Origin of the sequence: Devosia sp. RR2S18, assembly GCF_030177755.1 — a bacterium.
GTDB classification, from domain to species: Bacteria; Pseudomonadota; Alphaproteobacteria; order Rhizobiales; family Devosiaceae; genus Devosia; species Devosia rhizosphaerae.
The window spans coordinates 2,854,754-2,877,336 of the sequence record NZ_CP126539.1 but is presented as its reverse complement, the minus strand read 5'-3'; the positions used below and the strand labels follow the sequence as shown (position 1 = coordinate 2,877,336).

The following is a 22,583-nucleotide window of genomic DNA, read 5'->3' as shown; positions in this document are numbered from 1 at the left end:
GCAAAGAGTAGCCTCCCGGTGCCCTCGCTCGTTCCCGTTCGTGCAAGCTTGCCAACTTGCTCAACGAAGCTCGATATCTGCCCGCTGGACGAGCTGGCCGGCATCTGTGCTCCGGAAGTCCCGCGCGTGTTCAGCTTGTCGATACTGGATCTTTTTTCAGCCATGCCCCCAATATGGGTCTCGCAGGCGGCCCTCGCAAGCCAAGGAACTTCAGACGTCGCTGCTTGCAGCCTGTTCCTGCCGCTTGCGCTCGGCTGCTTTGCGCTCGCTATAGCGGGAGGTCAGGTAAGGCGCGATGCTGCGATTGACCAGCGTGAACTTCACCAGTTCTTCCATGACGTCGACGATGCGGTCGTAGTAGCTGGATGGCTTCATGCGCGCAGCCTCATCGAACTCCTGCCACGCTTGGGGGGACGGAGGACTGGGTGGGATTGGTCATGGCTCATAGACGCGTTCAGGCATAGCTCGCTTCCTTGGGGCTGCAGCATGGAGCGAATTTGGCAATCAGAGGCTCGCAAGGTTCGTGTCGGCCGCCGCAGCGGTTTCGGACGGGAAGGCTCGCCACCTCCCGCACCCGGTAAATCACGGATTGATAGAATATCGGCTCCGCCGATCGCTCTCGACCCGGCCCTCCGAGCCGGAGTGGCGAGGTGACTCGACTTGGTATTCTGCGGCATCCCGTGAGGCCGGGCGACTTCGCCAAAGGGGCTGTAGGCATTAGCTACAAGAATGGCCCCAACCGGGGGCGCGGCTGGGGCCTTCTTGGGAGGGTCTTTCGCAGGGATGAACCTGCAGGCAGGCAACGGGAGCCGCGCCGCCGCGTTCCATGCGCGGCGATCACGTTTGAACAGCTGCCCTAGAGTTCGTCCTCGTCCCCTGGCGGCTCGAGTATTCCCACGAGTTGCGCCACCCGTCCGCTGGGCAGGGGACGCCCTTCATTGATCAGCGCCTCGTCATTGTTGACCCAGGCCCACGCTTGCGCGAGTTCTGCCGGGGTCGCATCGATCGCCGCCAGTTCCGCTGCCTTCTGATTGTCCACGGGGCCAAGAATATTTGTGATGTCGCTGCGGGTTAGGGTCATCGGGTCCTCCTATGGGCAGGGTGGGCTTCGCTGGAAACCCGTTCCGCAAGGGCCGGACTAGGGAGAGGTCTGCGTCAGGGAGATCACATCGCGGGTACACCACTCCACGTCCCCCGCTCGCCCCGTAATATGGTCGATCTGCCAGCCGTGCACGGGCTCCCAAACAAGCTCGAAGCTTAATGATACGGGCTGCCGAAAGTTCACAAAAGATACATCTACATCCGCACTGCGCCCGGCCTCGGACAACGGATGGATCTCGAAGCTGGAGATTTGCCAGTCCTTGCCACCTGTGATGGGGTCCACTCCCAGGGCTCGCAGCTCCGCCTGTCCGATCCGCTGTCCATTGAGCTTTTGAGTCAGATCGTCCGAGAAGTAAGCGCTGAAATCGTGGATCTCTACTCCCGAAATGTAGGATAGATAGAGTGTGCGCAGGAGATCACTTGGCGTGTCGAACTGCTGAGCGCTCGCCCCGCTTGTGGCTGTGGCCAAGACAGCAAAGATTGCCGTGATCCGCATGACTTGCCGCGCTCCCCCCGAGCCATTGAGCCGCTAAACATTGCAGGCTCATTGAAAGAACGCCTTCCTCCAGCATTGGCTCCGGCAGTAGCCACGGTTTATCTACCGGGAGTGTTTTGCCCGATACCCCAAGCGGAACCAACCACACGTCAACGCCTTACCCTCCGGCTACAACGGAGAACGGCAATGGCACGTGGTTTAAACATGGGCTCGGCTGGCATGGCACTGCTGGGCCTCCTCGCAGTCAAGGGTTTTCAGCACCGGGATGACATCGGGCGGATGCTCGGCGGTATGTCCGGCAGCGGACAGGCCGGGCAGGGTGGCTCCAACGGGCTCGGCGGTATGTTGGGCGGCTTAGGCGACATGCTCGGCGGCGGCGCGTCCTCTGGGCAGGGCAAGGCACTGAACGAAGGACTTGGCAGTCTGCTTGATCGTTTCCGGCAAACCGGCCATGGCGAAGAGGCGGAGTCGTGGGTGAACAAGGGCCCCAACCGCTCCGTTGATCCTCAGCACCTCGAAGCTGCCTTGGGCGACGACGTGCTCGAGCAACTGCAGGCGCAGACGGGCCTCTCCCGGAGCGACCTGCTGCAGCGCCTGAGCTCCAGTCTCCCCGACACGGTTGATCGGCTCACGCCTGAGGGTCGGGTGCCCAGTGAGCAGGAAGCTGATCGGTATTCGCCGTCAGGCCAGGCATAACGCAGGCGCGACTTGACCCTCGACGAACTCACGACCCGTTTTGACCTGGCTCGCCAATCGGTGGCGAGTTGGTCCAATGACCCGATTGCCATCATTCGCGCTACTGGCGAAGCGCGCGAGACCGGGCGCCCTCAGCCGGACGTCATCGACGTGGCGCGCCGCACACTGGCCGCGGTCGAAGCGGAACGGCAGGACTTGGCCGACGCCGCGGCTACCACGCCGGACACCAGCCACGAACTCGCAGCCGGGGTCGAAACGGCGTTGACGGAGATGGACAGTCTCAGGAGGGAGCTTTTGGCCGCCATCAACCAGTTAGCAGCAACGCCGGGCGAGACCCGTGCATCATCTACAAATTCCGCAGGAACGCTGCCGCTTTAAGTGTCGTTGTGCCGAAAAAGGAACGGCAATGAACGACAAGCTCGAACTCCTCGCCCGCAGTGGATACGCCGCTCGTGGTGCGGTCTATTTAGTCCTCGGTTATATCGCACTAAGCTCCGTCTTCTGGGGCGGGGGAGGTGGGCAGGCGAACTCGGAAGGCGCACTGGCGACTATTCTGCGCCAGCCATTCGGCCGTATACTCTTGGGGCTGGTAGCAATCGGACTGATCGGCCACGTTATGTGGCGCCTGGCGGAAGCCTTGCTCAATGCCGACCATCACGACGACGACGCGAAAGGCTATGCCGCGCGTGCCGGCAACTTCGCCAGCGCTGTCGCAAATGGTTTTTTGGTCTTCGTTGCTGTGCGGCTGGCGCTTGGGGTGGGCAGCTCTGGGGGCGGTCAGGGCGGCGGCGGACGGGACGGCATGGCCTCCTGGCTTCTCCAGCAACCCTTTGGCCGCTGGATGCTCGGGCTCGTTGGCCTCGTCGTAATCGGGGTCGGACTTGTGCAGGTATGGCGCGGCGTGGCCGCCCAATACCAAAAGCGCGTACAGCTTCCGGCAGATCACGAGCACAAGCTCCATCTGGTGTGCGCCTTTGGCCTTTCCGCTCGTGGCGTTTTACTGGCGATCACCGGAGGTTTTTTGCTCTACGGTGCCATCACCATCAGCGGCCAACAGGCCGGCGGTACTGCCGAGGCTTTGGACTGGGTGCACCAGCTTCCTTTTGGGCGTTTCCTCTATGGCTTGGCGGCCCTGGGGCTGATCGCCTTCGGCATCTACAGCTTCGTCGAGGCACGATACCGCACGATGGCTGTCCCGCGAGTCGCAAAGGTCAAAAGCGCGGCCGCAAACCTGGTGAGCTAGCATGGATGCAGCGAGCCTTGAACGAAGGGCGCTTGCCTTTGCGGCTGCAGCTCACGGCTCTATCAATCAGCGTCGGAAGTATACCGGCGAGCCATACATCGTGCATCCCATAGCTGTGGCCGAAATCGTGCGGACGGTTCCTCACGAAGGGCCGATGATTGCGGCGGCTTTGCTGCACGACGTCGTTGAGGATACGCCGGTCACGATCGAAGAAATCCTCAACGAGTTTGGTCGAGAAGTGGGCGAACTCGTGGACTGGCTGACTGACGTCTCGGGCCCCGCTGATGGCAACCGGCGCAAGCGCAAGCATCTTGACCTGCTGCATACTGCAAAGGCTACCCCGGCTGCCAAGACCATCAAGCTTGCCGATCTCATCGACAACACCCGCACTACCGCCAAATACGATCCCAGCTTTTGGCGCGTCTACAAGCGCGAGAAAATTGCGCTCCTCGAGGTGCTTAAGGAGGGCGACAGCACGCTCTGGCGCCGCGCTGCCGAAGCAGCGTCCCAGGGCTAGGCAAGCATCGTGGTTTGGGAACGCTCTGGCCTTCCACCAGTTGAACAGAAGAGGTGATTTCAATGGAAAGACAAATTCGCGAAGCGATCATTGCCGAGCTAACCCGGCAGGCGGAAGCCAGGCCGCAGGCTCTCAAGGTCGACCGGCAGGGTGACCGTTTCTCGGTGAATGGCGAAATCGACATCGACGAACTGGTGATGGTGGTCGCAGGTTCCATCGCGGGAGGACCATGACATGGCTGACGATCGCAAGGACCCTGAGAAGGTTATTGATGCTGGCGCCACCGCAGCCGGCAAGCCGGACCAGGAGCAGCGGGATAAAAAGAAGGCGCCCTTGGGCAAGCCAGGCAATCACGACGCGCTCGATCCGAACAACAAGAAGAAGCCGTAACTCCCTACCGGCCGGAGGCGCTGGGGCGACGGAAGATATCGGTGAGGGCGAGCAAGACCACCAGGTGGATGTTCTCAGGAGTAACCGGATCCTTGAGGCATTTGATGCGCGAGGCAACCGTGAACTTCACTCCCGCGCGCGTTCCACTGGCCGTGAAATGGAGATGCTGCGCCACCGGGTCATAGTCGGAGGCTGTGACCTTGAAGTCCATGGGAGAAATGGGAGCCCGGTTCATAGTCCCTCTATAATCGGGCTGGCGTACCGCGCAAGCCGGCCACATGATCACTTCGGTGATTCAGCGCTAGTTTGGAGGGAACGGCACAGACCATGGTCACGCGACACCGGCTGGCGGGGCTTCTGCACTTCAAAGAGCCCGATTTCTCGGTCCTCGGCACTGCAATTGCCGAGCATGGCGATTACGCCGTCGAGACCCTGACTCTGCGGATCGGAGATGCGAATACGCGTGGTCTACTCACGCGTCCGACTGGCAGCGCCGGTCCTTTGCCGGCCATCCTCTATGCGCATTCTCACGGGGGCAAGTACGAGATCGGCGCGCAGGAGCTTTTGGACGGTCGAGAGTATCTGCAGGAGCCACTCGGCCCCGTTCTCGCGCGAGCCGGCTATGTGACACTGGCCGTCGACATGCCTGTGTTCGGTGTGCGCTCGTCCACCAGTGAGGCGGCAGCCGCAAAGGCGCTTTTGTGGAGAGGCAAGTCTCTCATCGGACAGATGGTGTGCGAGCAGGCGGCTGCCCTTAGCTATCTTGCCGGGCGACCGGACGTGGATGCCAGCCGGCTAGGCGCCTTCGGCATGTCCATGGGCTGCACGCTGAGCTATTGGCTCGCTGCCCTCGATAACCGGATTAAAGCTGTTGCCCAGCTCTGTTGCTTTGCCGACCAGCGCACCATGATCGAACTGGGTGCCCATGACGGCCATGGCATCTATATGGTGGTGCCCGGCCTTCTCGAAGAAGCCGATGCAGGGGCAATCGCCGCACTCATTGCGCCTCGCCCACAACTGGTCTGCCTCGGTGAGGCCGACCGCCTCACGCCGCCCCAGGCATTCAGTCGTGCCTGGGAAGAGCTTCTCCCGGCCTATGCATCTGCACCTGCTAACCTGCAACTCATCTCGGAGCCGGGTGTCGGGCACGAGGAGACACCGCGTATGCGTCAAGCCATGCTCGCCTTCTTGCGCGAGCACCTTTAGCGATCACTGCTGCTTCTGAACCGGATGCCGACGCAAGACTTCAGACTCGGGCAGGGCACCGGCATAACGCAACTCTCGGTTGGCACGCTCCCAAAAGGCCGGGTGAACCTTATCCAGCAGTTGGGGCGCGGTGGGCGTCAGCAACAGGTTCCGCCCGATGTCCTGCCTTAGGTACAACACCAAGTTCTGGCGGTACCAGGCGGGTATCTGCTCGTCACTCCAAATCTGCGGACGAATGATGTCAAAGGCGAGTAGCTCATGCGCCGCGAACAGGTGAGCCCACCAGCTCTGCCATTGTTCGTTGCGATGCCCTACGCCGCCTTGCCCGGGTATGGCAGCACTGAACAGCACTGCCGAGCCCATGGCGGCGAGATCGGCGACGTAACTGGGGGCACGCTCCTCGGAGAGGTGTTCCGCCACTTCCAGAGAAAGCACAAGGTCAACCGCAGGTCCGGCGAGGGGCTGCTCCAAGTCGACGGCGGTAAACTCGATCTTGGCATCGTCCAGCATGTCGGGACGCACCCAGTCGCCCTCGAACCCGATTGCCCGGCCGGCCCCATTAGCCAACGCCGCCGCTAGCCATGTGCCCGTTCCGCAGCCAATATCGGCGAGGCTCCGGCGCGGCATGCGACGCGGAAGCGCGTTCAGGATCCGGTCTGCAGCGTGGCGCGTGTGCTCGCGCCGACTCTCATAAAAACTCGCCGGGTAGAGCGCGTGGCTCATGCAAGTTGCCTCGTCCCTGGTAGCGCCTTCAAGCAAACGGCAAGGTGGCAACCGCTCCTTCATCTGCCGTTCAGATTGCTCTTCATACCTTGCAATACTAATTTAAGGGAGTGAGGATCATGCGGAATTCCATGAGACAGATACTGGCCGCACTTCTGCTGCTCGGCGGCAGCCTCTTCGGCTCTACGTCGGTCATTGCTGATCCGGTGGTGCCCGGTGAGGAGCACTGCGTTGTCAATGTTCGAACGGACGACGTCCTCAACCTCCGCCGCGGGCCCAGCGCGCAATCCCGTATCGTCGCCCGCAAGAATTACGGCGACTGCGGTGTGATGATCACCGGCTCTTGCAAAGGAGATTGGTGTCCGGTTGAAGACGGCCACAATGCCGGCTGGGCCCACCGCCACTATCTCTCGATGGTTTCGCCCGCCATGTATTGCGTCACCGGTGTGGCTCGCAACGACGTGCTGAACTTGCGTGCCTATCCCTCGCCGAAATCCCGCATCCTGACCGGGCTTGGTCCACGGCAATGCGGCATTGCTTTCCTGCCCTACGCCACGAATGGCTGGCAGAAAGTCCGGGCAGATGGCTGGCAAGGTTGGGTCAACCGCAGCTATCTGAGCGGCCAGTAGCCCTCAGCCGATAGCCACCAGCCGAGGCGCCTCAAGGTTCACGCGGTTGCGGCCCTGACGCTTGGCGGCATAAAGCGCGTCATCTGCTCGCCGCAGCACCTCGTCGAGGGTGCTGGGAAGGTCACCAGAATTCGCCACTCCGGCGCTGACCGTGCCCCGAATGGAGCCGGACGGGATGCGAATGGTCGATGCGCCGAACACGAGCCGGAGACTGTCTGCAACGAACATGGCAGCCGGCCCGTCCATATCCTCCATGACAATCGCGAATTCCTCCCCTCCTATGCGGGCAGCAGTGGAGTGTGGCGGCATCGTCTCCCGGATGCACTGCGCGAATGCTTGCAGCATGGTATCGCCTGCCGCATGCCCGAAACTGTCGTTGATCGCCTTGAAGTCGTCGAGGTCGAAAAGGATGACCGCAGTGCGCGGGGGCAGAATGTTATGTATCTCGAAAAGAGAGCGCCGATTGGTGAGGCCTGTGAGATTGTCCGTGCGCGCCTCGGACTGGTGTCGCAACGCCAACCTTGAATGGTTCAGCGCCACCGAGATCGCGCCGATGCCGGTGATCCCGATGATCGACACCAGCGCGTTTAGATCCTCCGCCCAGTTGTCCGGCATTCCTTGGACGACGAACTGTTGCTGAGAGAGGAGCGCGACGCCGCACAGCACGAAGGACGCACCCGAGACCAGATAAAGCCCAAAAAGGGATGACATCAGTGCCGGCGACTCTGCCCTGGACGACCAGAATGCAAGACCAGTCATTGCGAGTAGCGCACCCGCCAAGACATTGGACGAGATGATTCCGACCCCCGTAACACCAAAGGCGAACGTGCCGCTCATTAGTGCTGCGGAAGTCCCGCACAGCGCCAGCACGTGCCACATAGGATAAGCAAGAGACCGGAATTGCCGAGATGCACCCCACACAATCGCGCACCCGCTCGGCAGCAGCATGAAAGCCAGAGCGCCGATCCATAAAAGCCCGGTCTCATCATATGCAGCGAACGTAATGGTTGCTGCCACCAGCACCATCATGCCCGCGGCCCAGGTCATCAGGAACCTGTCCTGGCGCGCCGTCAGCCAGGCTGAAACCAGCGTAAGGCTCATGGCGCCGCCACTGAAGATAATCGCTACCAGCAGTGATCGATAGTCGAACGGCATGCCAATCCCCTACGCAACGGCATCCTAGGCGGCAAAGCTAAACATATCTCTGTCCTTAGCCCAGTAGAGTGACCCGAACGTAAATATTCATCGCTGATCGCTGATAGCATTCGAAGTAGCCACTACGCTCGGCGACCAGCGAGCACATCATGAGCATCCCGGAATCCCAAGCTCCGGGGGAACGGAAGGTCCTCACGCCCATTGTGATGATATGAAACGCCGGCCGGAGGGCGGTACGGCGAGGACGGTCCCCCTCAACCAAGGAGCAGGATCATGAGCATCCAAGATCCGAATAACACCACGAGCAACCAGGCCCCCGAACAGCGGGTGAAGGAAGACCTCAACAAGGTCAAGGAGACCGCTCAGCGCGACATGGACGAAGTTCGTCGCCAGGCGGCCAAGGACGTCAACGAACTCAAAGATCAGGCCATGGATCAAGTCGGTGCCGTTGGCGAAAAGGCTAAGTCCTTCGCCAACGACCAGAAGGACCTTGCCGCCGGCCAGATCGACGGCGTCGCTTCGGCCATGAACAAGGTCGCCGATCAGCTTGAAGATCAGCCCACCATCGCCCGCTACACACGGGAAGTCGCCGGCAGCCTTAGCCGTGTCTCTAGCAATGTGCGCGATCGCGACGCGGCAGACCTCATGGAAATGGCGCAAGATTTCGGTCGTCGTCAGCCGCTGGCATTCCTGGGTATCGCGGCTCTCGCCGGTTTCGCTGCCAGCCGCTTCGCCATGTCTTCGTCGCACCGCCGTGACGTTACGGGTCCTCGTTCCACCGCCTCCACCTATAGTGCGGGCACCAGCTATGGCACGACCCGAGGGTCGACGGTAAGCACGCCGTCTGGGTCAACCGGTTCGACCTATTCTGCCGGTACCTCCTATGGCGCGGGCACCAGCTCCACCAGCGGCGGCGCAACTTCCTACACCTCGGGGAGCTCCACCAATGGCCGACACTAATGATACCCGCTCCCTTCCGGAGCTGATCAGCGGGTTAGCGTCCGATATTTCCGGGCTTTTCCGCAAGGAGATCCAACTGGCCAAGGCTGAGGCATCCGAGAAGGTGTCTCAGACGCTTGGTGGGGTGGAGATGATTATGGCCGGTGCCGTCCTGGGGCTTGGTGCCCTGGGCGTGCTGCTCAGTGCCATCGTTACGCTGCTCGCGTCCTTCCTTGTCGCGCAAGGCATGGAAGAAGTGTTCGCGACCACCCTCGCAGCCTTCATCGTGGCCGTTGTGGTCGGCATTATTGCCTGGGCGATGATTGCCAAGGGCCGCAGTAACCTCAAGACCAGCAATCTGACGCTGGATCGCACGACCAGCTCCCTGGCGCGTGATGCTGACGTCGTAAAGGAGAGAATCTAATGGCCTATGATTCCGATAACAAAAGTGCGGCCGAGCTACAGCGCGAAGTCGAGGCTCAGCGCGGACGTGTGGAAAACAAGATTGATGCAATCCAGGGGCGCTTGTCTCCCGGAGACATCTTCGACGAGGTTCTCAGCTTCGCCAAGGGCAGTAGCGGCGAGTTCGTCGGCAATCTGCAGCGTACCGCAACTGCCAATCCAATCCCGCTCGCGCTTCTGGGTGTGAGCTTGGCCTGGTTGATGGCGAAGCCACCCCGCCGCACCCGAACTGTTGAAGTCTATGAAGAATACGACGTCGACTATGTCGACGATTACGATGACATGGACGACTATGATTATGATGAGGTTGAGTACCCCGTCGCAACCATCTCGGGCACCAGCCTGCAGCGTGTAGGGAGCTCGTCTGACGATCGCGGCCGGACGTTCAGCGAATTCACCGATGATGCTGGCCGCAAGTACAAGGCCGAATCCGACAAGATGGGCAAGCGCGCCGGTCACTTCATGGACGAGGCGGGCAACAGGTTCCGCGGTTTCACTGACTCCGCCGGGCAGCAGGTCAATACGTTCCGCGACGAAGCGGGCAACGTGCTCGATGAGGCTCTGGAGTGGGCATCGCACACATGGCAGATGGCCCGCGAGAAGATGCAGGGCGCTGGCGACAACCTGAACTCGCGTCGCCGCTCCATGGGTCGCCGTGTTGCCGGAGCGCGTAATGCCATCGGCGAACGCGCTGCTGGTGCACGTCATGCCATTAGCGATGGTGCCTCCGGTGCTCGTAGCGCTATTGGTGGGGGCGCCGCCTATGCTGGCGAGCGGGCTGGACAGCTCAACAGCGAGCTGATGCATCAGATGCGCGAGCAGCCGCTGATCGCTGGAGCTCTGGCCTTTGCTGCGGGCGCTGCCATCGGTGCTGCCTTGCCGCATACTCGTCAGGAAGACGAGCTGATGGGCGACGCTGCCGATAGCCTCAAGGGCGAAGCTGCCTCACAGGCCGCGCAAGCCTATGAAAAGGGTCGTGAGAAGGTATCCGAGCTTCACGATGAGGCCAAGGAGCGTGCATCCTCGCTCTATGAGGACACCAAGGACAAGGCGACCAACGCTGCGTCCAAGGCATCCGAAGCTGGAAACGAGGCCGCAAACAAAGCCAGCTCGAGCGCGACCACCAAGCCCAACGATCTGGGCAGCTCAACCTCCCCACGCAACAATGCGGGGACGACCGGCAGCTCGACCCCGGGGCCGACCCGGTTCTAAATACCGCGTAAGCTGATCGCAAAGAGGGAAGGCGGGCAACTGCCTTCCCTTTTTGCGTATTGAAACTGTTGGATCGCGCAGAAGAAAAGGCACCAGCAGTGCGGGGCGGCATCTGCTGGTGCCTTAGGGCCGACGCTCCAAAGCTGTGACGCAGCATGGGACCTTGGAGTCAACGTCAGCACGCTAACAGACTTGCTGTGAGGGGGCTGTGATGAAACTTGTCAGGCTTCCGTCAGCTTTGCAGCACTAGAATGATCACCATGTTCGCCCGACCGCTCCTCACCATCATTTTTTTGACTGCCTTCCTGAGTGCGCCCGCTGGGGCGCAGGGAAATGGCAACGGCGGAGGCAACGGGAATAGCGGCAGCGAGTCCGGCAGCGCTGAAAACAGTGGCGGTGGCAGCGGCCCCGGCAATAGTGGCAATGCCGGCGGCGGCAGCAGTCCCGGCAACAGTGGCAATACCGGAGGCGGTAGCAGCCCTGGCAATAGCGGCGACGCCGGAGGTGGCAGTAGCTCCGGCAACAGCCCTGGAGGTGCCGGGGTCGGTAGTACAGGCAAGCCGAGCTCCAATGGAAGTCCTGCCTCGAGCAATCCCGGAAGCGGGTCGAGCATTGGCAGCAGTACAGAGCGTGCGGCGCTTGAAGCAGTCCGGTCGGGCATTGCCGTGCCGCTTGAAACCTTGCTTCCCGATCTGGAGGCGCGGACCGAAGGCGGCAGTCTGATCGACGCCGAACTGATCCGCGTGAAGGGCTTTCTTCTCTATGCGGTCAAGGTGCTGACCCCCGCAGGTCGGGTGCAAACTGAATATTATCTGGCGCGAACCGGCGCCCATCTGGAGGTGCGCTGAGTGCGGGTGCTAGTTGCCGAAGACGACGACCGTATCGCCGAAACGCTGACCAATGCGCTCTCCCGCGCGGGTTTCGCCGTCGAGCGGGAAAGCGAAGGGGAGAGTGTCTGGTTTCGCGGCGACTCCGAGGCCTTTGATGCGATCATCCTGGACCTCGGCCTACCACAAATGGATGGTCTTACCATTCTCAAGCGCTGGCGCGCCGCCGGAAAAACCACGCCGGTCCTGATCCTCACGGCCCGCGGGCAGTGGGAGGAGCGCGTCGACGGTATCGAAGCAGGCGCCGACGACTACGTGGTGAAGCCGTTCCACATCATGGAAATCGTCGCTCGCGTGCGCTCACTGGTTCGCCGGGCCAGCGGCTTGGCGTCCTCCCGTGTGCCCTTCGGCCGCTACATGCTCGACACGGGCAAAATGCAGGTTTTTCTTGATGGCGCACCAATCGATCTCACGCCGCAAGAATACAAACTGGTCGCCTATCTGGTGCACCAGCGTGGACGGGTGGTGTCGCAACTGGAGATCACCGAGCACATCTACAACCAGGACTATGAACGCGACTCCAACGCTGTCGAGGTGCTGGTCGGTCGTGTCCGGAAGCGTCTCGGGCAAGAGGTGATAAGAACCCGGCGTGGCTTCGGCTATGTGCTGGGAGAAGATGCATGATCCTTCGATCCCTGCGCCTGCGCATGCTTGGTCTTGCGCTGGTCTGGGTCGTCATTTCGCTGATCGTCGCAGCGGGCGTACTGCAGCATCTCTTCACAGTGAACATCGAGCGCGCGGCTCAGGTGGGAATGTCGGCTGCGGTGAGCCGGCTCGCTGCCGTCTTGATGCCGGAGAACCCCGTTCCGGCCATCAGCGCGCCGCTCCCCGATCCACTTTATTCCACCCCCTTCAGTGGCCGCTACTGGCAGATCGAAGCGATGGACAATGGCGAGATCACCCGCTCGCGCTCCCTGTGGGATTTTGTGCTGCAGACGCCGTCCCCCGAAGCCCAAGGCGAGCTCCTGCACCATGAAGTTGGGCCGGGCGAGCAGAACTTGCTCGCCTTGACGCGGCGGATCGAACTCGAAGGTGCCAATGGCCCCCGCTCTTTCCTCGTTACCATCGGAGAGGATCACCGCGCCATCGACGAGGCAATCGCCAGTTTCCAGCAGGATACCACACGCCTCTTGCTCCTGCTCGGGGGCCTACTGCTAGTGGCTGCTTGGCTGCAGGTTCTCCTGGGATTGGCACCAATCAAGACACTTCGTCGGGCGATAGAATCCGTGCGCCGGGGTGACGCTGAACGGCTCGCTGGCAATCACCCGACCGAGTTGTCGCCATTGGTCGAGGAAGTCAACCAATTGCTGACTGCGAGGGATGCGGCCATGGAAAAGGCGCGGTCGCGGGCGGCAGATCTTGCTCATGGGCTCAAGACGCCACTGGCGGCGCTGCATGGCGTTGCAGATCGTTTGCGCGAGAGTGGTAGCCCGCATGACGCCGAGATGATCGAAAGCCTGTCTACGGAAATGTCCGAGCGCATCGACCACCAATTGCGGCTAGCGTCGCTTCGCCTGCGCACCACCTCTCACGCTGCGCGCTCCTCGCTCAACGCTGCCGTACTGCGGACGTTGACCGTGTTGAAAAAGACCGGACGCGGCGAGGGGCTGCATTGGGTTGCTCAGCTGGGAGACGACTGCACGGTGGACTTGCACCGGCAGGATCTCCTTGAGCTTGTCGGCATCCTCCTTGAGAACGCTGCGAAATGGGCGAACTCGCGCGTTTTGGTCTATGGCAGCCAAGAAGGAGAGGCCGCCGTGCTCAGCATTGAAGATGACGGGCCCGGCATTGCAGAGTCCGATCTGGCGCAACTGGGCGTGCGGGGGCGCCGGCTTGATGAGAGCAAGCCTGGAACCGGACTAGGGCTCGCCATGGCTGCTGAGATACTGGAGATCAACGGCGGCACGATCAGCTATCATCGTGCCGAGGTCGGGGGACTGCGCGTGCGCCTCTCGCTACCCCTGGCGAACGCCGCGGGATCTGCTGCCTAAAGCGAGAAGACCCGGATTATCTCCCGCGATTGCGGAGCCACCACTGCAATTCGCCCATCGGGCAAAAGGAAGAAGCTTTGCCCGGCAAGCTCGGGAGCAATCTCAGTGATCTCGGCTGGTAGCGGTTGCAACGAGACGTGGTCGGGCACCTGCGCGCCCGGGGTGACAGCGAAGTCGACATCCACGATCGGCCCCGACTGCGCCGCCGTGATTGCAGCACGGAGCCGGCCTTGCTGTTCGACTGACATCTCCTGCGGGTTCGTCTGGGCGAGCGCCGGTCCCATCACGAGAGCAAGCAAGAGAACGGCAATCGATCGTTGCAGGGCCATGCGTACCCTCCTTGCTGCTGAACCAAGAATCGCGTGCGACCAGGGCACGGTAGCACTTGGTTGTTCGGGTTCACCACTGCACCTAGCCAGCGAGGCTGGCGCCACGAAGCCTTGGAGCGTGGTGTGAACTCGCCGGAGAAGATTACGGTTCCGAATGATCCAGTGAATCCAAAGTACATATCCTGACCATTAAGTAACGATGTGGTTCATCTTCTCGGAATGGCGTAAAAACGGCGCAACTGGTTCATTTTCATGGCGCGGGAACAAACACCAACACTACGTGTTCTTGGGGCGTCAATTCCAAGTGGAGTCCTACACAGGAGATTAAGAATGAAGAACATGCTTCTTGCTTCGGTCGCGGCGCTGTCTCTTGCAGCCGCCCCAGTCCTCGCGCAGACCACCACAAACGCCGATACCGATGCTGGCGCTGCCGTGGGCGGCGCCGCTGGTGGTGCTACCGGTGCCGTTGTTGGCGGTCTGATCTTTGGGCCGATTGGCGCGGTGATCGGCGGCTTTACCGGCGCCACCCTTGGTGCGCAGGCTGGCGTCGAAGCCTCGTCGGTGGAATATGCCCGCCTCAACCCCATCGATCCGATCACCGTAGAAGGTGAATTGGAGGTCGGCTACGTTCTGCCAGAAACTATCACCATTCATCCCATCGAAGGCGATGAGAACTTCGGCTATTTTTACACCGAAGATCGTCTCTGGTTCGTGGACCTGTCCGACCGCTCCGTAGTCTATTCGCCCGGCACCGTTGTGGCCGTGGAGCAGTAACCCGACACAAGCCCGGGCGCATAGCCCGGGCTGCTAATGAAGATCGGGCTGATCACATGGTCCCCCCTTCTGTGCTTCAGCCACCGGCATAACGCGGTACTAGATTAGCCCATCGGCACGCTGCCAGGCACCAGCGGAATGGGGGAGACGGTCGAGTTCTCTTCGGAGGTGTCCACCCCATCTTCTTCGGCAAGTTCCCGCTCCGCGCGGTGCCAATACTCCTCGTGCTTGCCCTCGGGCGAGCCATCCCTCTCCCAAAGCGCGTAGGCGCGGTCGCGAATCTTGTCCTCGTGCGTGCGGTCCATCTCATCCTCCTCATGCCGTATGAGGCTGACGCCGGCTGGCGTCGAGCCATGCGAGTGTAACGGCAGGAGGGCGACGGAGTTGCTCGCCTCAGAGCGTCTTTGCGAGCGCCTCGAGCTGATCGGCGCAAATACCCCAACCCTCATGGAAACCCATCTTCTTGTGGTTCTCGGTATCTTCCACAGTCCAATGCCGCGCGACCGCCGTATATTTCGTCTTGCCCTCACCGGCGTCCTCGAACAGCAGGATGCCTGTGAAGAACGGTTTCTCGGAAGGCTCCCAATCCCCGACATAGGCGTCGGTAAAAACGAGCTTCTCGTTGGGCACAATCTCCAGATACTGCCCGGGATTGGGGAACTCGGTCCCGTTTTCATCGGCCATGGTGATGACGTTCCGCCCACCGGGCCTTAGGTCCACTTCGGCCTTCGGCGTGGTCCAGGGCTTGGGCGTGAACCACTGCTTGATAAGTCCCGGCTCGGTCCAGCAGCGGAAGATCTTGTCGCGCGGCGCATCCAGCACCCGGACCAAAACCAGATCGCGTTCAGTGTCTTGGGTAGGAAGACTCATCTTTCTCTCCTTTGCATTGAGCTTCACACAGGCGACGACGGAGGCAACCGGTCTTCGACATGAGGGCGAAAGAAATCTTCGATCCTGGCCCCCGCTCCATGTATGGAAGCCCAGAACCAAGGCGAGGCCAAGATGACCCTGACGCGGCGCGTGCTCGAAACCGACTGGACCCTGACCTGCGCTCGACCAGTGGGCGCCCCCGAACTGCCCGATGCTATTCCCGCCACGGTGCCGGGCACGGTGCACACCGACCTGCTCGCGGCCCGGCTCATCCCCGATCCCTATCTCGACCTCAACGAAATCGCCGTGGATTGGGTGGGCCGTTGTGACTGGCGCTACGACCTGGCTTTCGATTGGCACGACAACGGGGCAGGGCAGGTGGACCTCGTCTGCCCGGGGCTCGACACCTTCGCGCGCCTTTCGCTCAATGGCACCCTCATCGGCGAAACCGCCAACATGAACCGGACCTTCCGGTTCGACGTCTCCGCGCTGCTGCGGGAGGGCGAGAACACGCTTTCGATCCTCTTTGAATCTGCCTGGACCCGTGGCGAACAGCTCGCCAGCCAATACGAGCCGCGCCCCAACAATTATCCGGGCCCCGCCAATCTCATGCGCAAGATGGCTTGCAATTTCGGTTGGGACTGGGGCCCCACTCTCGTCACTGCCGGTATCTGGCAATCCATTACCCTTGAAAGCTGGAGCGAGGCCCGCCTTGCCTCCGTTCGGCCAGAGATCACAGTTCACGGTGCCGATGGTCATGTGCGCATCAGTGCCGAAATTGTAGGTGGCACCCCCGGAGCCGTCCTCCGCGGCACTGTCGCTGGCGTAACCAGTGAGTTACCGGTCGAGGGCTTGGCCTCGTTCGATCTTCTCGTTCCCGAACCCCAGCTGTGGTGGCCGCATGGCCTTGGCGGCCAGCCTCTTTATGATTTGACCGTCGAACTGCTGCGAGGCGAGGAAGTGCTCGACACCTGGTCCCGCCGCATCGGCTTCCGATCGGTGCGGCTGGACACCGGCAGTGACGCGCACGGCACCGCCTTCACCATCGTGGTCAACGACGTTCCCGTCTATGTCTGCGGCGCCAATTGGATCCCCGACGATTGTTTTCTCCCGCGCGTCACGCCCGATCGCTACCGCGCCCGCGTCGATCAGGCCAAGCGCGCCAACATCAATCTGCTCCGCGTTTGGGGCGGCGGCATCTACGAGACCGACGCCTTCTACGAGGCCTGCAATGAAGCTGGCATGCTGGTCTGGCAGGATTTCCTCTTTGCCTGTGCCGCCTATCCGGAGGAAGGCGATCTTCCCGCCGAGATCGAAGCCGAGGCGCGCGACAACATCGTCCGGCTGATGCCGCATCCCGCGCTCGTGCTCTGGAATGGCAACAACGAGAACATCTGGGGCTGGGTGGATTGGGGCTGGCAGGCCGCGCTCGAGGGGCGCACCTGGGGGCTCGGCTACTATCTTGACCTCCTGCCGCGTCTCGTCGCTGAACTCGACCCCACGCGCCCCTATTGGGCAGGCAGTCCTTATTCGGGCAGCATGGATATTCATCCCAATAATCCCGCCCATGGCTGCACCCATATCTGGGACGTGTGGAACGACATTGGGTACGAGCACTATAGGGGAAGTATCCCGCGCTTTGCCTCGGAGTTCGGTTGGCAGGCCCCGCCCACCTGGGCGACGCTCAGCCAGTCCGTGCATGATCAGCCGATGACGCCAACATCTCCCGGTGTCTGGCACCACCAGAAGGCGACCATCGGCAATGGCAAGCTCCTGCGTGGCCTCGCGGGGCACCTGCCATCCCCCCAATCCATGGACGACTGGCACTTCGCCACTCAGCTCAACCAGGCCCGGGCCATTCGCCTTGCCGTCGAGCACATGCGCTCGCATCGACCCGTCAATATGGGTGCCATCGTCTGGCAGCTGAACGATTGCTGGCCGGTGACCTCCTGGTCAGCCATCGATGGCTACGGACGTCTCAAGCCGCTCTGGTACGCCATGCGCGCCGTCTATGCCCCCCACCTTCTCACCATTCAGCCGCGCGGCGAGGAACTGTACCTCTTCGCCGCCAATGAGCGGACGCTGTTCTGGCGTGGTCCGGTGACCATCAAGCGCCTACGCTTCGACGGCACGGTCTTGGCTGAATGGACCCATTGGCGGCTCTGCGCCGATCGGCTCGACATCGGCTCCCTAGCCATTCCTGCTGCTGTGGCGACGCCTGGCGATCCCGCCCGCGAGCTTCTCATCGCCACCATGCATGATAGCACTGCGTACCACTACTTCGCCGAAGACATCGCGCTCGACCTGCCCAAGCCCAAGGTAGAAATCGACGTGGAGGGGGAAGGTCAACAGTGGCGCGTCACCCTGAGGGCGCGAACCCTTCTCAAGGACCTCTGCCTGTTCGTTGACCGCACTCACCCCGATGCTGAAATCGACGACATGCTGGTCACTCTCCTGCCAGGTGAAACGCGTAGCTTTTTGGTGACCAGTCCAGTGCCGCTGACCGCCGAGATTTTGAGCAGCAAGCCGGTCTTCCGGTGCGCCAACGATCTCGTGCAAGGATGATGTGAAGGGCAGGCGCCGCAGCGCTAGGCTATGGGCGACAATCGCTCCAGGGCCGGGCGCAGATGCCCTTCGCTCTCCTCGAGCAGCCGCTGCGCTTCATCCGAGCCAGGGGCGCCTGCTGCGATCAGCACCGCCGGCTTGATCGCACCATCCGTGGCTTCCAGCGCCCGCTCGGCGGTGGCTTCGTCAGTCCCGCTGATCGCTGCCACCATCCGCTTGGCACGATCACGCAGCTTGATGTTGTCGGCAACGACATTGACCATCATGCCGTCATGCACATGGCCCAGCAGCATCGCCATTTGGGTGGAGAGCATATTGAGCGCGATCTTCTGGGCCGTTCCCGCGCCCATCCGGGTGGACCCGGCGATCACCTCGGCCGGCGTCGGCAGGCAGATGGCAACATCCACATGCTCGAACAGCGTTGCCCCTTCATTGTTGGCGATGCCGATCGTCGCCGCTCCCGCAGCGCGCGCTGCCTGAACTGCAGCCAGCGGGTAGGGGGTACTGCCGCTCGCCGTAACGCCGATGAGGCAGTCTCCTGCACCTACGCCCAAATCTTCGACTTCCTTGCGGGCCGCCTCGGCATCATCTTCCGGGCCACCTTCAAGATGAGTTAGCGCAGCCGCACCGCCGGCGAATAGAACCACCACCTGCTCGCGGGCGATTCCAAAGGTGCCCGGCAGTTCCAGCGCATCTGCTAGAGCCATCAGCCCCGAACTGCCCGCCGCCGCATAGATCAGCCGCCCACCCACCTGGATTGCGTCGGCAGCCAGCTTGGCGCCCCTGGCAATTTCCGGCACGGCCTTTTGCGCCGCCAGTGCAGCCTCGGCTTGGCCCTCTGCCAGGATCATCAGGGCCTCTTCGGCAGGCAGGGTGTCGATGCCTTGGGCGCGCGGATGGCTCAGTTCGGTTTGGCGTTGGCTCATGGGAACTCCGATCGGCGCGGATAATGCCAAAAACATACCACTTGTCCAGCCGCATTCAGGAGTAAGTACGCCTAAGCCCCTTCTCCTGCTCCAGCCCTCTCACCACTGCCTGACGGCATAGAAATTTGCGGGCGGGGGCTTGGTGAATGGTATTTTATTGGTATTATACCGCCGCGCCGCCTGAACACGGGCGGAGGAATTCGGAATACTACACGTCGGGGCAAACATGGTGGGGGAACAGTGACGGTGGCAGAGTTGTCCAACGCCTTCTTTGCTGATGGCCCCGTTGCGCTGCCGCCTGGTGGACCGCTTTATCTGCAGCTTAAGCGTTGGATTGAGGACGCCATCCACCGCGGCGATATCAATCCCGGCGATGCGCTGCCGTCCGAACGCGATTTGGCGCAGAAGGTCGATGTGTCGCGCGTCACCGTCCGTAAGGCGGTGCTGCAATTGGTCAAGGATGGGGTGCTGGTGCAGCGCCACGGCTCGGGCACCTTCGTTGCGCCGCAGACCCAGCGCGTCGAGCAGTCGCTCTCCCAACTAACCTCCTTCACCGAGGATATGGCGCGCCGCGGCATGGCCGTTCGCGCCGACTGGCTGGATCGCGGCCTCTATCTGCCTTCACCCGAAGAAACGATTATTCTCGCCCTCTCGCCGGGCGAGCAGGTCGCCCGCATCGCCCGCCTTCGGCTCACCGGCGACGTGCCGCTGGCCATCGAGCGGGCCAGCCTCTCGTCTCGCGTCTTGCCTGATCCTGAGTCCGTAACCGATTCACTTTACAGGCATTTGGACAAGGCCGGCAGCCGGCCGGTGCGCGCCATCCAGCGCATTCGAGCCGCCAATCTCGATGAAGAGAACGCCCAGCTGCTGCAAGTGCCGGTCGGTGCCGCCGGGCTTCACATCGAACGCACATCTTATCTTGCCTCGGGGCGCGTGATCGAATTCACCCGCTCGATCTACCGTGGCGACACCTATGATTTCGTGGCCGAGCTGCGCCTTGGCGATACACACATAAACGGAGCCAGCAAACAGTGACTTTGCCCACCACCGCCACCACGCATATGCGTCGCGAGGTCGAGGAAATCCCCGCGGCCGTCGCGCGCTTTCTGCAGAATTCAGGACCAGTGCTGGACCAAGCCGCTGCCGCGCTACGCGAACGCGATCCCCTGCTCGTCACTACCGTGGCCCGCGGTTCGTCGGATCACGCCTCCTCCTATCTCAAATACGCTATCGAGCTGACGCTTGGCCTGCCGGTCGCTTCGGTCGGCCCTTCCATCGCCTCCATATATGGCAAGGATCTCAAGCTCGACCGCGCCGCCACTATCGCGATCTCCCAATCCGGCAAGTCGCCCGATATCGTGGGCATGGCCCAGTCCGCCCGCCGCTCCGGCGCCACCACCATCGCCATCACCAACACCGCTGGCTCGCCGCTGGCTGAGACGGCCGAGTTCACCGTTGATCTGCACGCGGGCGTGGAAAAGAGCGTCGCTGCGACCAAGACCTTCGCCAGTTCCGTCGTTGCCGGCTTGGCCCTCCTGGCGCGCTGGAGTGGCGACACGGCCTTGGGCGAGGCTGTCGACAATCTCCCCCAATCTCTCAGCCAGGCAGTCGCCTGCGACTGGTCCGACATGGTCACGGCTCTCGACGGGCAGAAAGCGCTTTATGTGCTCGGTCGCGGTCCCGCCTGGGCCATCGCCAATGAGGCGGCCCTCAAGTTCAAGGAGACTTGCGGCATCCAAGGGGAGGCCTACAGCTCCGCCGAGGTCATGCACGGTCCCGTTTCCATCGTCACGCCCGGTTACCCCGTCCTCGGGCTTGCTGCTCGCGACGCCGCCGAATGGTCGGTTGCCGGCATGGCTCACAACCTCGCCGGGCAGGGGGCACTCGCCTTCCTTACCAGCGATATATCAGGCGATGCGCGCAAGCTCCCCTTTGCCGCAACCGGCCATCCGCTCACCGATCCGCTGGCGCTGGTCGTCTCCTTCTATGGCTTTGTCGAAGCCCTGGCGCGCCATCGCGGTCTCAACCCCGACGAGCCCCCAATGCTGAAAAAGGTCACCGAAACCGTATGAGTGATCTGCTGGCGGTTGTCGCCCCGCGCATCTTTGATGGGTTCGAGTGGCATGACAATGCTGCTCTGCTCATCGAGTTCGGCCATGTCGCCGCGATTGTGCATTCAGATGCGGTGCCGGCGCGGTCGGAAACCGTTCATCTCGAAGGTGGCTTTGTGGCGCCGGGCTTCGTCGACCTCCAGGTCAACGGTGGTGGCGGGGTCCTGTTCAATAACGATCCCAGCCTCTCGGCCATCCGCACCATCATCGCCGCCCATGCCCAGTTCGGCACCACGGCGCTCCTGCCGACCCTGATTACCGACTCCGTCGAGATCAACACCGCCGCCATCGCCGCGGGGAAAGCTGCAGCAGAACAAGCACTTCCGGGTTTTCTCGGACTCCACTTGGAAGGCCCGCATCTCTCGCTACCCCGCAAGGGCACACACGACCCCGCCCTCATCCGCCCGATGACCGATGCCGACCTCGACCGCCTCGTCGCCGCCCGCCAGGTGCTTCCCAACCTGCTCTGCACCGTCGCCTCCGAAACCGTAGATTCACAGCAAATCAGCGCGTTAGCCGGCGCTGGGATCATCGTCAGCCTCGGCCACTCCGACGCCACTCACGCCACTGCCAGCGCTGCCTTCGAAGCCGGCGCCACCATGACCACGCACCTCTTCAATGCCATGAGCCAACTGGGCAGCCGTGAGCCCGGCGTCGTCGGCGCTACCCTTGCTCACCCCACCATCTATGCGGGTCTCATCGCCGACGGCATTCACGTCCACCCCGCCAGCATCCAGGTCGCACTTGCCGCCAAAGGCGCCGAACACATTTTCCTCGTTACCGATTCCATGTCGCAGACCGGCACCGACATTGCTGAACTGACCCTCAACGGTCGCACCATCACCCGCGCCGACGGGGCCCTGCGCCTCGCAGACGGTACCCTCGCCGGCGCCGATCTCGACATGATCGATGCTGTCGAGTTCATGCACTCTCACATGGGGTTGCCCCTAGAGACGGCTCTCAATATGGCGTCCCTTGTTCCGTCGCGCGCGCTCGGCATTGACGCGCAACACGGACACCTCCGCCCCGGCGCTCGGGCCAACTTCGTCCAGCTTTCTCCCGGACGAGAAGTTCGAACCACCTGGATCAATGGCAAAAAGGTCTGGTCAACCAACTAGTGGATCTGTCCGCCAGAGTCGGAAACTGCTCCCCAGTGCCGGGCGCCCGAACATCAGACTGCCGAAATCTCTCCACAATTCTACCCAGCCGAGTTCGGCCTTGCCGGCTTGGATGCGGGGCCGACAAAGCCACTACTTTACGCATGCACCAGCACGAAAGCCCCTTGGAAGCCGCCTCTTCGGCAGCCCTATTAAGGCTTCATTAACTATTCTTAACAGGTCGTTTCCAAATCTGTGCTGAAT

28 protein-coding genes and 1 pseudogene are annotated in these 22,583 nt (G+C 62.0%); 19 read left to right on the top strand and 10 right to left on the bottom strand.

The annotated features are described in order from the left end of the window. Positions 1–210: 210 nt before the first annotated feature. The 3 genes and pseudogenes from QOV41_RS14135 to QOV41_RS14125 all read right to left on the bottom strand — a co-directional run. A pseudogene (locus QOV41_RS14135) lies at positions 211–405 on the bottom strand (arsenical resistance protein ArsH); the annotation flags it as partial. A 451-nt stretch (positions 406–856) separates the two neighbouring features. Then, on the bottom strand, positions 857–1,081 hold the full coding sequence (locus tag QOV41_RS14130; protein ID WP_284577387.1) for a hypothetical protein: 225 nt from the start codon (positions 1,079–1,081) through the stop codon (positions 857–859). A gap of 57 nt (positions 1,082–1,138) precedes the next feature. After that, the gene (locus tag QOV41_RS14125) at positions 1,139–1,597 is read right to left on the bottom strand and encodes a hypothetical protein (RefSeq protein ID WP_284577386.1); all 459 of its coding nucleotides are present in this window, start codon (positions 1,595–1,597) and stop codon (positions 1,139–1,141) included. 186 nt (positions 1,598–1,783) lie between these two features. On the opposite strand from QOV41_RS14125, the gene QOV41_RS14120 reads away from it, so the two are divergent. The 6 genes from QOV41_RS14120 (at position 1,784) to QOV41_RS14095 (ending at position 4,443) form a co-directional block, all read left to right on the top strand. Next, entirely contained in the window at positions 1,784–2,293 is a 510-nt protein-coding gene (locus QOV41_RS14120) for a YidB family protein (protein ID WP_284577385.1), read from the top strand. A 12-nt stretch (positions 2,294–2,305) separates the two neighbouring features. Then, positions 2,306–2,671: a hypothetical protein gene (locus QOV41_RS14115; protein ID WP_284577383.1), complete on the top strand. Its 366-nt coding sequence runs from the start codon at positions 2,306–2,308 to the stop codon at positions 2,669–2,671. Positions 2,672–2,699: 28 nt separating this feature from the next. Further along, positions 2,700–3,536: a DUF1206 domain-containing protein gene (locus QOV41_RS14110; protein ID WP_284577382.1), complete on the top strand. Its 837-nt coding sequence runs from the start codon at positions 2,700–2,702 to the stop codon at positions 3,534–3,536. Position 3,537: 1 nt separating this feature from the next. Continuing rightward, the gene (locus QOV41_RS14105) at positions 3,538–4,053 is read left to right on the top strand and encodes an HD domain-containing protein (protein ID WP_284577381.1); all 516 of its coding nucleotides are present in this window, start codon (positions 3,538–3,540) and stop codon (positions 4,051–4,053) included. Positions 4,054–4,115: 62 nt separating this feature from the next. Further along, a complete protein-coding gene (locus QOV41_RS14100; protein ID WP_284577380.1) occupies positions 4,116–4,286 on the top strand; it encodes a hypothetical protein in 171 nt (56 codons plus the stop codon). A gap of 1 nt (position 4,287) precedes the next feature. Further along, the gene (locus tag QOV41_RS14095; RefSeq protein ID WP_284577379.1) at positions 4,288–4,443 is read left to right on the top strand and encodes a hypothetical protein; all 156 of its coding nucleotides are present in this window, start codon (positions 4,288–4,290) and stop codon (positions 4,441–4,443) included. 4 nt (positions 4,444–4,447) lie between these two features. Here the strand turns inward: QOV41_RS14095 and QOV41_RS14090 are convergent, their stop codons facing one another. Next, complete coding sequence (locus QOV41_RS14090) at positions 4,448–4,678, bottom strand: hypothetical protein (protein WP_284577378.1); 231 nt, start codon at positions 4,676–4,678, stop codon at positions 4,448–4,450. A 92-nt stretch (positions 4,679–4,770) separates the two neighbouring features. Here QOV41_RS14090 and QOV41_RS14085 point away from each other — a divergent pair, with 92 nt between their 5' ends. Continuing rightward, positions 4,771–5,649, top strand: a complete 879-nt coding sequence (locus QOV41_RS14085) for an alpha/beta hydrolase family protein (protein WP_284577377.1) — start codon at positions 4,771–4,773, stop codon at positions 5,647–5,649. Positions 5,650–5,652: 3 nt separating this feature from the next. On the opposite strand, the gene QOV41_RS14080 is transcribed toward QOV41_RS14085, so the two are convergent. Then, positions 5,653–6,372, bottom strand: coding sequence for a class I SAM-dependent methyltransferase (locus QOV41_RS14080; RefSeq protein WP_284577376.1), 720 nt, complete (start codon positions 6,370–6,372; stop codon positions 5,653–5,655). A 131-nt stretch (positions 6,373–6,503) separates the two neighbouring features. Between QOV41_RS14080 and QOV41_RS14075 the strand changes: the two genes are divergently transcribed. Further along, entirely contained in the window at positions 6,504–7,001 is a 498-nt protein-coding gene (locus tag QOV41_RS14075) for an SH3 domain-containing protein (RefSeq protein WP_284577375.1), read from the top strand. Positions 7,002–7,004: 3 nt separating this feature from the next. Here the strand turns inward: QOV41_RS14075 and QOV41_RS14070 are convergent, their stop codons facing one another. Beyond that, the gene (locus QOV41_RS14070) at positions 7,005–8,156 is read right to left on the bottom strand and encodes a GGDEF domain-containing protein (protein ID WP_284577374.1); all 1,152 of its coding nucleotides are present in this window, start codon (positions 8,154–8,156) and stop codon (positions 7,005–7,007) included. A 273-nt stretch (positions 8,157–8,429) separates the two neighbouring features. On the opposite strand from QOV41_RS14070, the gene QOV41_RS14065 reads away from it, so the two are divergent. The 6 genes from QOV41_RS14065 to QOV41_RS14040 all read left to right on the top strand — a co-directional run bounded on the left by QOV41_RS14065 (position 8,430) and on the right by QOV41_RS14040 (position 13,647). Then, on the top strand, positions 8,430–9,116 hold the full coding sequence (locus QOV41_RS14065; protein ID WP_284577373.1) for a hypothetical protein: 687 nt from the start codon (positions 8,430–8,432) through the stop codon (positions 9,114–9,116). Next, positions 9,103–9,519, top strand: a complete 417-nt coding sequence (locus QOV41_RS14060) for a phage holin family protein (protein WP_284577372.1) — start codon at positions 9,103–9,105, stop codon at positions 9,517–9,519. The genes QOV41_RS14065 and QOV41_RS14060 overlap by 14 nt, the downstream gene beginning before the upstream one ends. Beyond that, positions 9,519–10,769 (top strand): nutrient deprivation-induced protein, encoded by a 1,251-nt coding sequence (locus QOV41_RS14055; protein ID WP_284577371.1) that lies wholly within the window; start codon positions 9,519–9,521, stop codon positions 10,767–10,769. Before QOV41_RS14060 ends, QOV41_RS14055 begins: the two co-directional genes overlap by 1 nt. 251 nt (positions 10,770–11,020) lie before the next feature. Continuing rightward, on the top strand, positions 11,021–11,617 hold the full coding sequence (locus tag QOV41_RS14050) for a PepSY domain-containing protein (protein ID WP_284577370.1): 597 nt from the start codon (positions 11,021–11,023) through the stop codon (positions 11,615–11,617). Further along, positions 11,618–12,280, top strand: a complete 663-nt coding sequence (locus QOV41_RS14045; protein WP_284577369.1) for a response regulator transcription factor — start codon at positions 11,618–11,620, stop codon at positions 12,278–12,280. Then, entirely contained in the window at positions 12,277–13,647 is a 1,371-nt protein-coding gene (locus QOV41_RS14040; RefSeq protein WP_284577368.1) for an ATP-binding protein, read from the top strand. Before QOV41_RS14045 ends, QOV41_RS14040 begins: the two co-directional genes overlap by 4 nt. On the opposite strand, the gene QOV41_RS14035 is transcribed toward QOV41_RS14040, so the two are convergent. Continuing rightward, entirely contained in the window at positions 13,644–13,976 is a 333-nt protein-coding gene (locus QOV41_RS14035) for a DUF1236 domain-containing protein (RefSeq protein ID WP_284577367.1), read from the bottom strand. The two genes, QOV41_RS14040 and QOV41_RS14035, sit on opposite strands and share 4 nt — an antisense overlap. A gap of 330 nt (positions 13,977–14,306) precedes the next feature. On the opposite strand from QOV41_RS14035, the gene QOV41_RS14030 reads away from it, so the two are divergent. After that, complete coding sequence (locus QOV41_RS14030) at positions 14,307–14,750, top strand: DUF1236 domain-containing protein (RefSeq protein ID WP_284577366.1); 444 nt, start codon at positions 14,307–14,309, stop codon at positions 14,748–14,750. A gap of 104 nt (positions 14,751–14,854) precedes the next feature. Here the strand turns inward: QOV41_RS14030 and QOV41_RS14025 are convergent, their stop codons facing one another. After that, positions 14,855–15,055, bottom strand: a complete 201-nt coding sequence (locus tag QOV41_RS14025; protein WP_284577365.1) for a DUF2934 domain-containing protein — start codon at positions 15,053–15,055, stop codon at positions 14,855–14,857. Between the two features lie 88 nt (positions 15,056–15,143). Beyond that, the gene (locus QOV41_RS14020; RefSeq protein ID WP_284577364.1) at positions 15,144–15,620 is read right to left on the bottom strand and encodes an SRPBCC family protein; all 477 of its coding nucleotides are present in this window, start codon (positions 15,618–15,620) and stop codon (positions 15,144–15,146) included. Between the two features lie 132 nt (positions 15,621–15,752). Here QOV41_RS14020 and QOV41_RS14015 point away from each other — a divergent pair, with 132 nt between their 5' ends. Beyond that, positions 15,753–18,185: a glycoside hydrolase family 2 protein gene (locus tag QOV41_RS14015; protein WP_284577363.1), complete on the top strand. Its 2,433-nt coding sequence runs from the start codon at positions 15,753–15,755 to the stop codon at positions 18,183–18,185. A 23-nt stretch (positions 18,186–18,208) separates the two neighbouring features. Here the strand turns inward: QOV41_RS14015 and QOV41_RS14010 are convergent, their stop codons facing one another. Continuing rightward, positions 18,209–19,111, bottom strand: coding sequence for an N-acetylmuramic acid 6-phosphate etherase (locus tag QOV41_RS14010; RefSeq protein WP_284577362.1), 903 nt, complete (start codon positions 19,109–19,111; stop codon positions 18,209–18,211). 246 nt (positions 19,112–19,357) lie between these two features. Here QOV41_RS14010 and QOV41_RS14005 point away from each other — a divergent pair, with 246 nt between their 5' ends. From QOV41_RS14005 to nagA, 3 genes are read left to right on the top strand one after another with little or no spacing between them, the layout of a single operon-like run. Beyond that, the gene (locus tag QOV41_RS14005; protein WP_284577361.1) at positions 19,358–20,146 is read left to right on the top strand and encodes a GntR family transcriptional regulator; all 789 of its coding nucleotides are present in this window, start codon (positions 19,358–19,360) and stop codon (positions 20,144–20,146) included. Between the two features lie 26 nt (positions 20,147–20,172). Continuing rightward, the gene (locus QOV41_RS14000; protein WP_284581335.1) at positions 20,173–21,183 is read left to right on the top strand and encodes an SIS domain-containing protein; all 1,011 of its coding nucleotides are present in this window, start codon (positions 20,173–20,175) and stop codon (positions 21,181–21,183) included. Further along, on the top strand, positions 21,180–22,340 hold the full coding sequence (gene nagA / locus QOV41_RS13995) for an N-acetylglucosamine-6-phosphate deacetylase (RefSeq protein WP_284577360.1): 1,161 nt from the start codon (positions 21,180–21,182) through the stop codon (positions 22,338–22,340). The genes QOV41_RS14000 and nagA overlap by 4 nt, the downstream gene beginning before the upstream one ends. The last annotated feature ends 243 nt before the right edge of the window (positions 22,341–22,583 follow it).

What these genes read in the sequence shown, in the direction of transcription:
- QOV41_RS14120 (WP_284577385.1), top strand. Translation starts at nt 1,784, where the DNA reads ATGGCACGTGGTTTAAACATGGGCTCGGCTGGCATGGCACTGCTGGGC.
- QOV41_RS14070 (WP_284577374.1), bottom strand. Translation starts at nt 8,156, where the DNA reads ATGCCGTTCGACTATCGATCACTGCTGGTAGCGATTATCTTCAGTGGC.
- QOV41_RS14130 (WP_284577387.1), bottom strand. Translation starts at nt 1,081, where the DNA reads ATGACCCTAACCCGCAGCGACATCACAAATATTCTTGGCCCCGTGGAC.
- QOV41_RS14055 (WP_284577371.1), top strand. Translation starts at nt 9,519, where the DNA reads ATGGCCTATGATTCCGATAACAAAAGTGCGGCCGAGCTACAGCGCGAA.
- QOV41_RS14080 (WP_284577376.1), bottom strand. Translation starts at nt 6,372, where the DNA reads ATGAGCCACGCGCTCTACCCGGCGAGTTTTTATGAGAGTCGGCGCGAG.
- QOV41_RS14100 (WP_284577380.1), top strand. Translation starts at nt 4,116, where the DNA reads ATGGAAAGACAAATTCGCGAAGCGATCATTGCCGAGCTAACCCGGCAG.
- QOV41_RS14105 (WP_284577381.1), top strand. Translation starts at nt 3,538, where the DNA reads ATGGATGCAGCGAGCCTTGAACGAAGGGCGCTTGCCTTTGCGGCTGCA.
- QOV41_RS14110 (WP_284577382.1), top strand. Translation starts at nt 2,700, where the DNA reads ATGAACGACAAGCTCGAACTCCTCGCCCGCAGTGGATACGCCGCTCGT.
- QOV41_RS14095 (WP_284577379.1), top strand. Translation starts at nt 4,288, where the DNA reads ATGGCTGACGATCGCAAGGACCCTGAGAAGGTTATTGATGCTGGCGCC.
- QOV41_RS14090 (WP_284577378.1), bottom strand. Translation starts at nt 4,678, where the DNA reads ATGAACCGGGCTCCCATTTCTCCCATGGACTTCAAGGTCACAGCCTCC.
- QOV41_RS14085 (WP_284577377.1), top strand. Translation starts at nt 4,771, where the DNA reads ATGGTCACGCGACACCGGCTGGCGGGGCTTCTGCACTTCAAAGAGCCC.
- QOV41_RS14030 (WP_284577366.1), top strand. Translation starts at nt 14,307, where the DNA reads ATGAAGAACATGCTTCTTGCTTCGGTCGCGGCGCTGTCTCTTGCAGCC.
- QOV41_RS14040 (WP_284577368.1), top strand. Translation starts at nt 12,277, where the DNA reads ATGATCCTTCGATCCCTGCGCCTGCGCATGCTTGGTCTTGCGCTGGTC.
- QOV41_RS14050 (WP_284577370.1), top strand. Translation starts at nt 11,021, where the DNA reads ATGATCACCATGTTCGCCCGACCGCTCCTCACCATCATTTTTTTGACT.
- QOV41_RS14075 (WP_284577375.1), top strand. Translation starts at nt 6,504, where the DNA reads ATGAGACAGATACTGGCCGCACTTCTGCTGCTCGGCGGCAGCCTCTTC.
- QOV41_RS14025 (WP_284577365.1), bottom strand. Translation starts at nt 15,055, where the DNA reads ATGGACCGCACGCACGAGGACAAGATTCGCGACCGCGCCTACGCGCTT.
- QOV41_RS14000 (WP_284581335.1), top strand. Translation starts at nt 20,173, where the DNA reads ATGCGTCGCGAGGTCGAGGAAATCCCCGCGGCCGTCGCGCGCTTTCTG.
- QOV41_RS14010 (WP_284577362.1), bottom strand. Translation starts at nt 19,111, where the DNA reads ATGAGCCAACGCCAAACCGAACTGAGCCATCCGCGCGCCCAAGGCATC.
- QOV41_RS14065 (WP_284577373.1), top strand. Translation starts at nt 8,430, where the DNA reads ATGAGCATCCAAGATCCGAATAACACCACGAGCAACCAGGCCCCCGAA.
- QOV41_RS14125 (WP_284577386.1), bottom strand. Translation starts at nt 1,597, where the DNA reads ATGCGGATCACGGCAATCTTTGCTGTCTTGGCCACAGCCACAAGCGGG.
- QOV41_RS14015 (WP_284577363.1), top strand. Translation starts at nt 15,753, where the DNA reads ATGACCCTGACGCGGCGCGTGCTCGAAACCGACTGGACCCTGACCTGC.
- QOV41_RS14060 (WP_284577372.1), top strand. Translation starts at nt 9,103, where the DNA reads ATGGCCGACACTAATGATACCCGCTCCCTTCCGGAGCTGATCAGCGGG.
- nagA (WP_284577360.1), top strand. Translation starts at nt 21,180, where the DNA reads ATGAGTGATCTGCTGGCGGTTGTCGCCCCGCGCATCTTTGATGGGTTC.
- QOV41_RS14035 (WP_284577367.1), bottom strand. Translation starts at nt 13,976, where the DNA reads ATGGCCCTGCAACGATCGATTGCCGTTCTCTTGCTTGCTCTCGTGATG.
- QOV41_RS14020 (WP_284577364.1), bottom strand. Translation starts at nt 15,620, where the DNA reads ATGAGTCTTCCTACCCAAGACACTGAACGCGATCTGGTTTTGGTCCGG.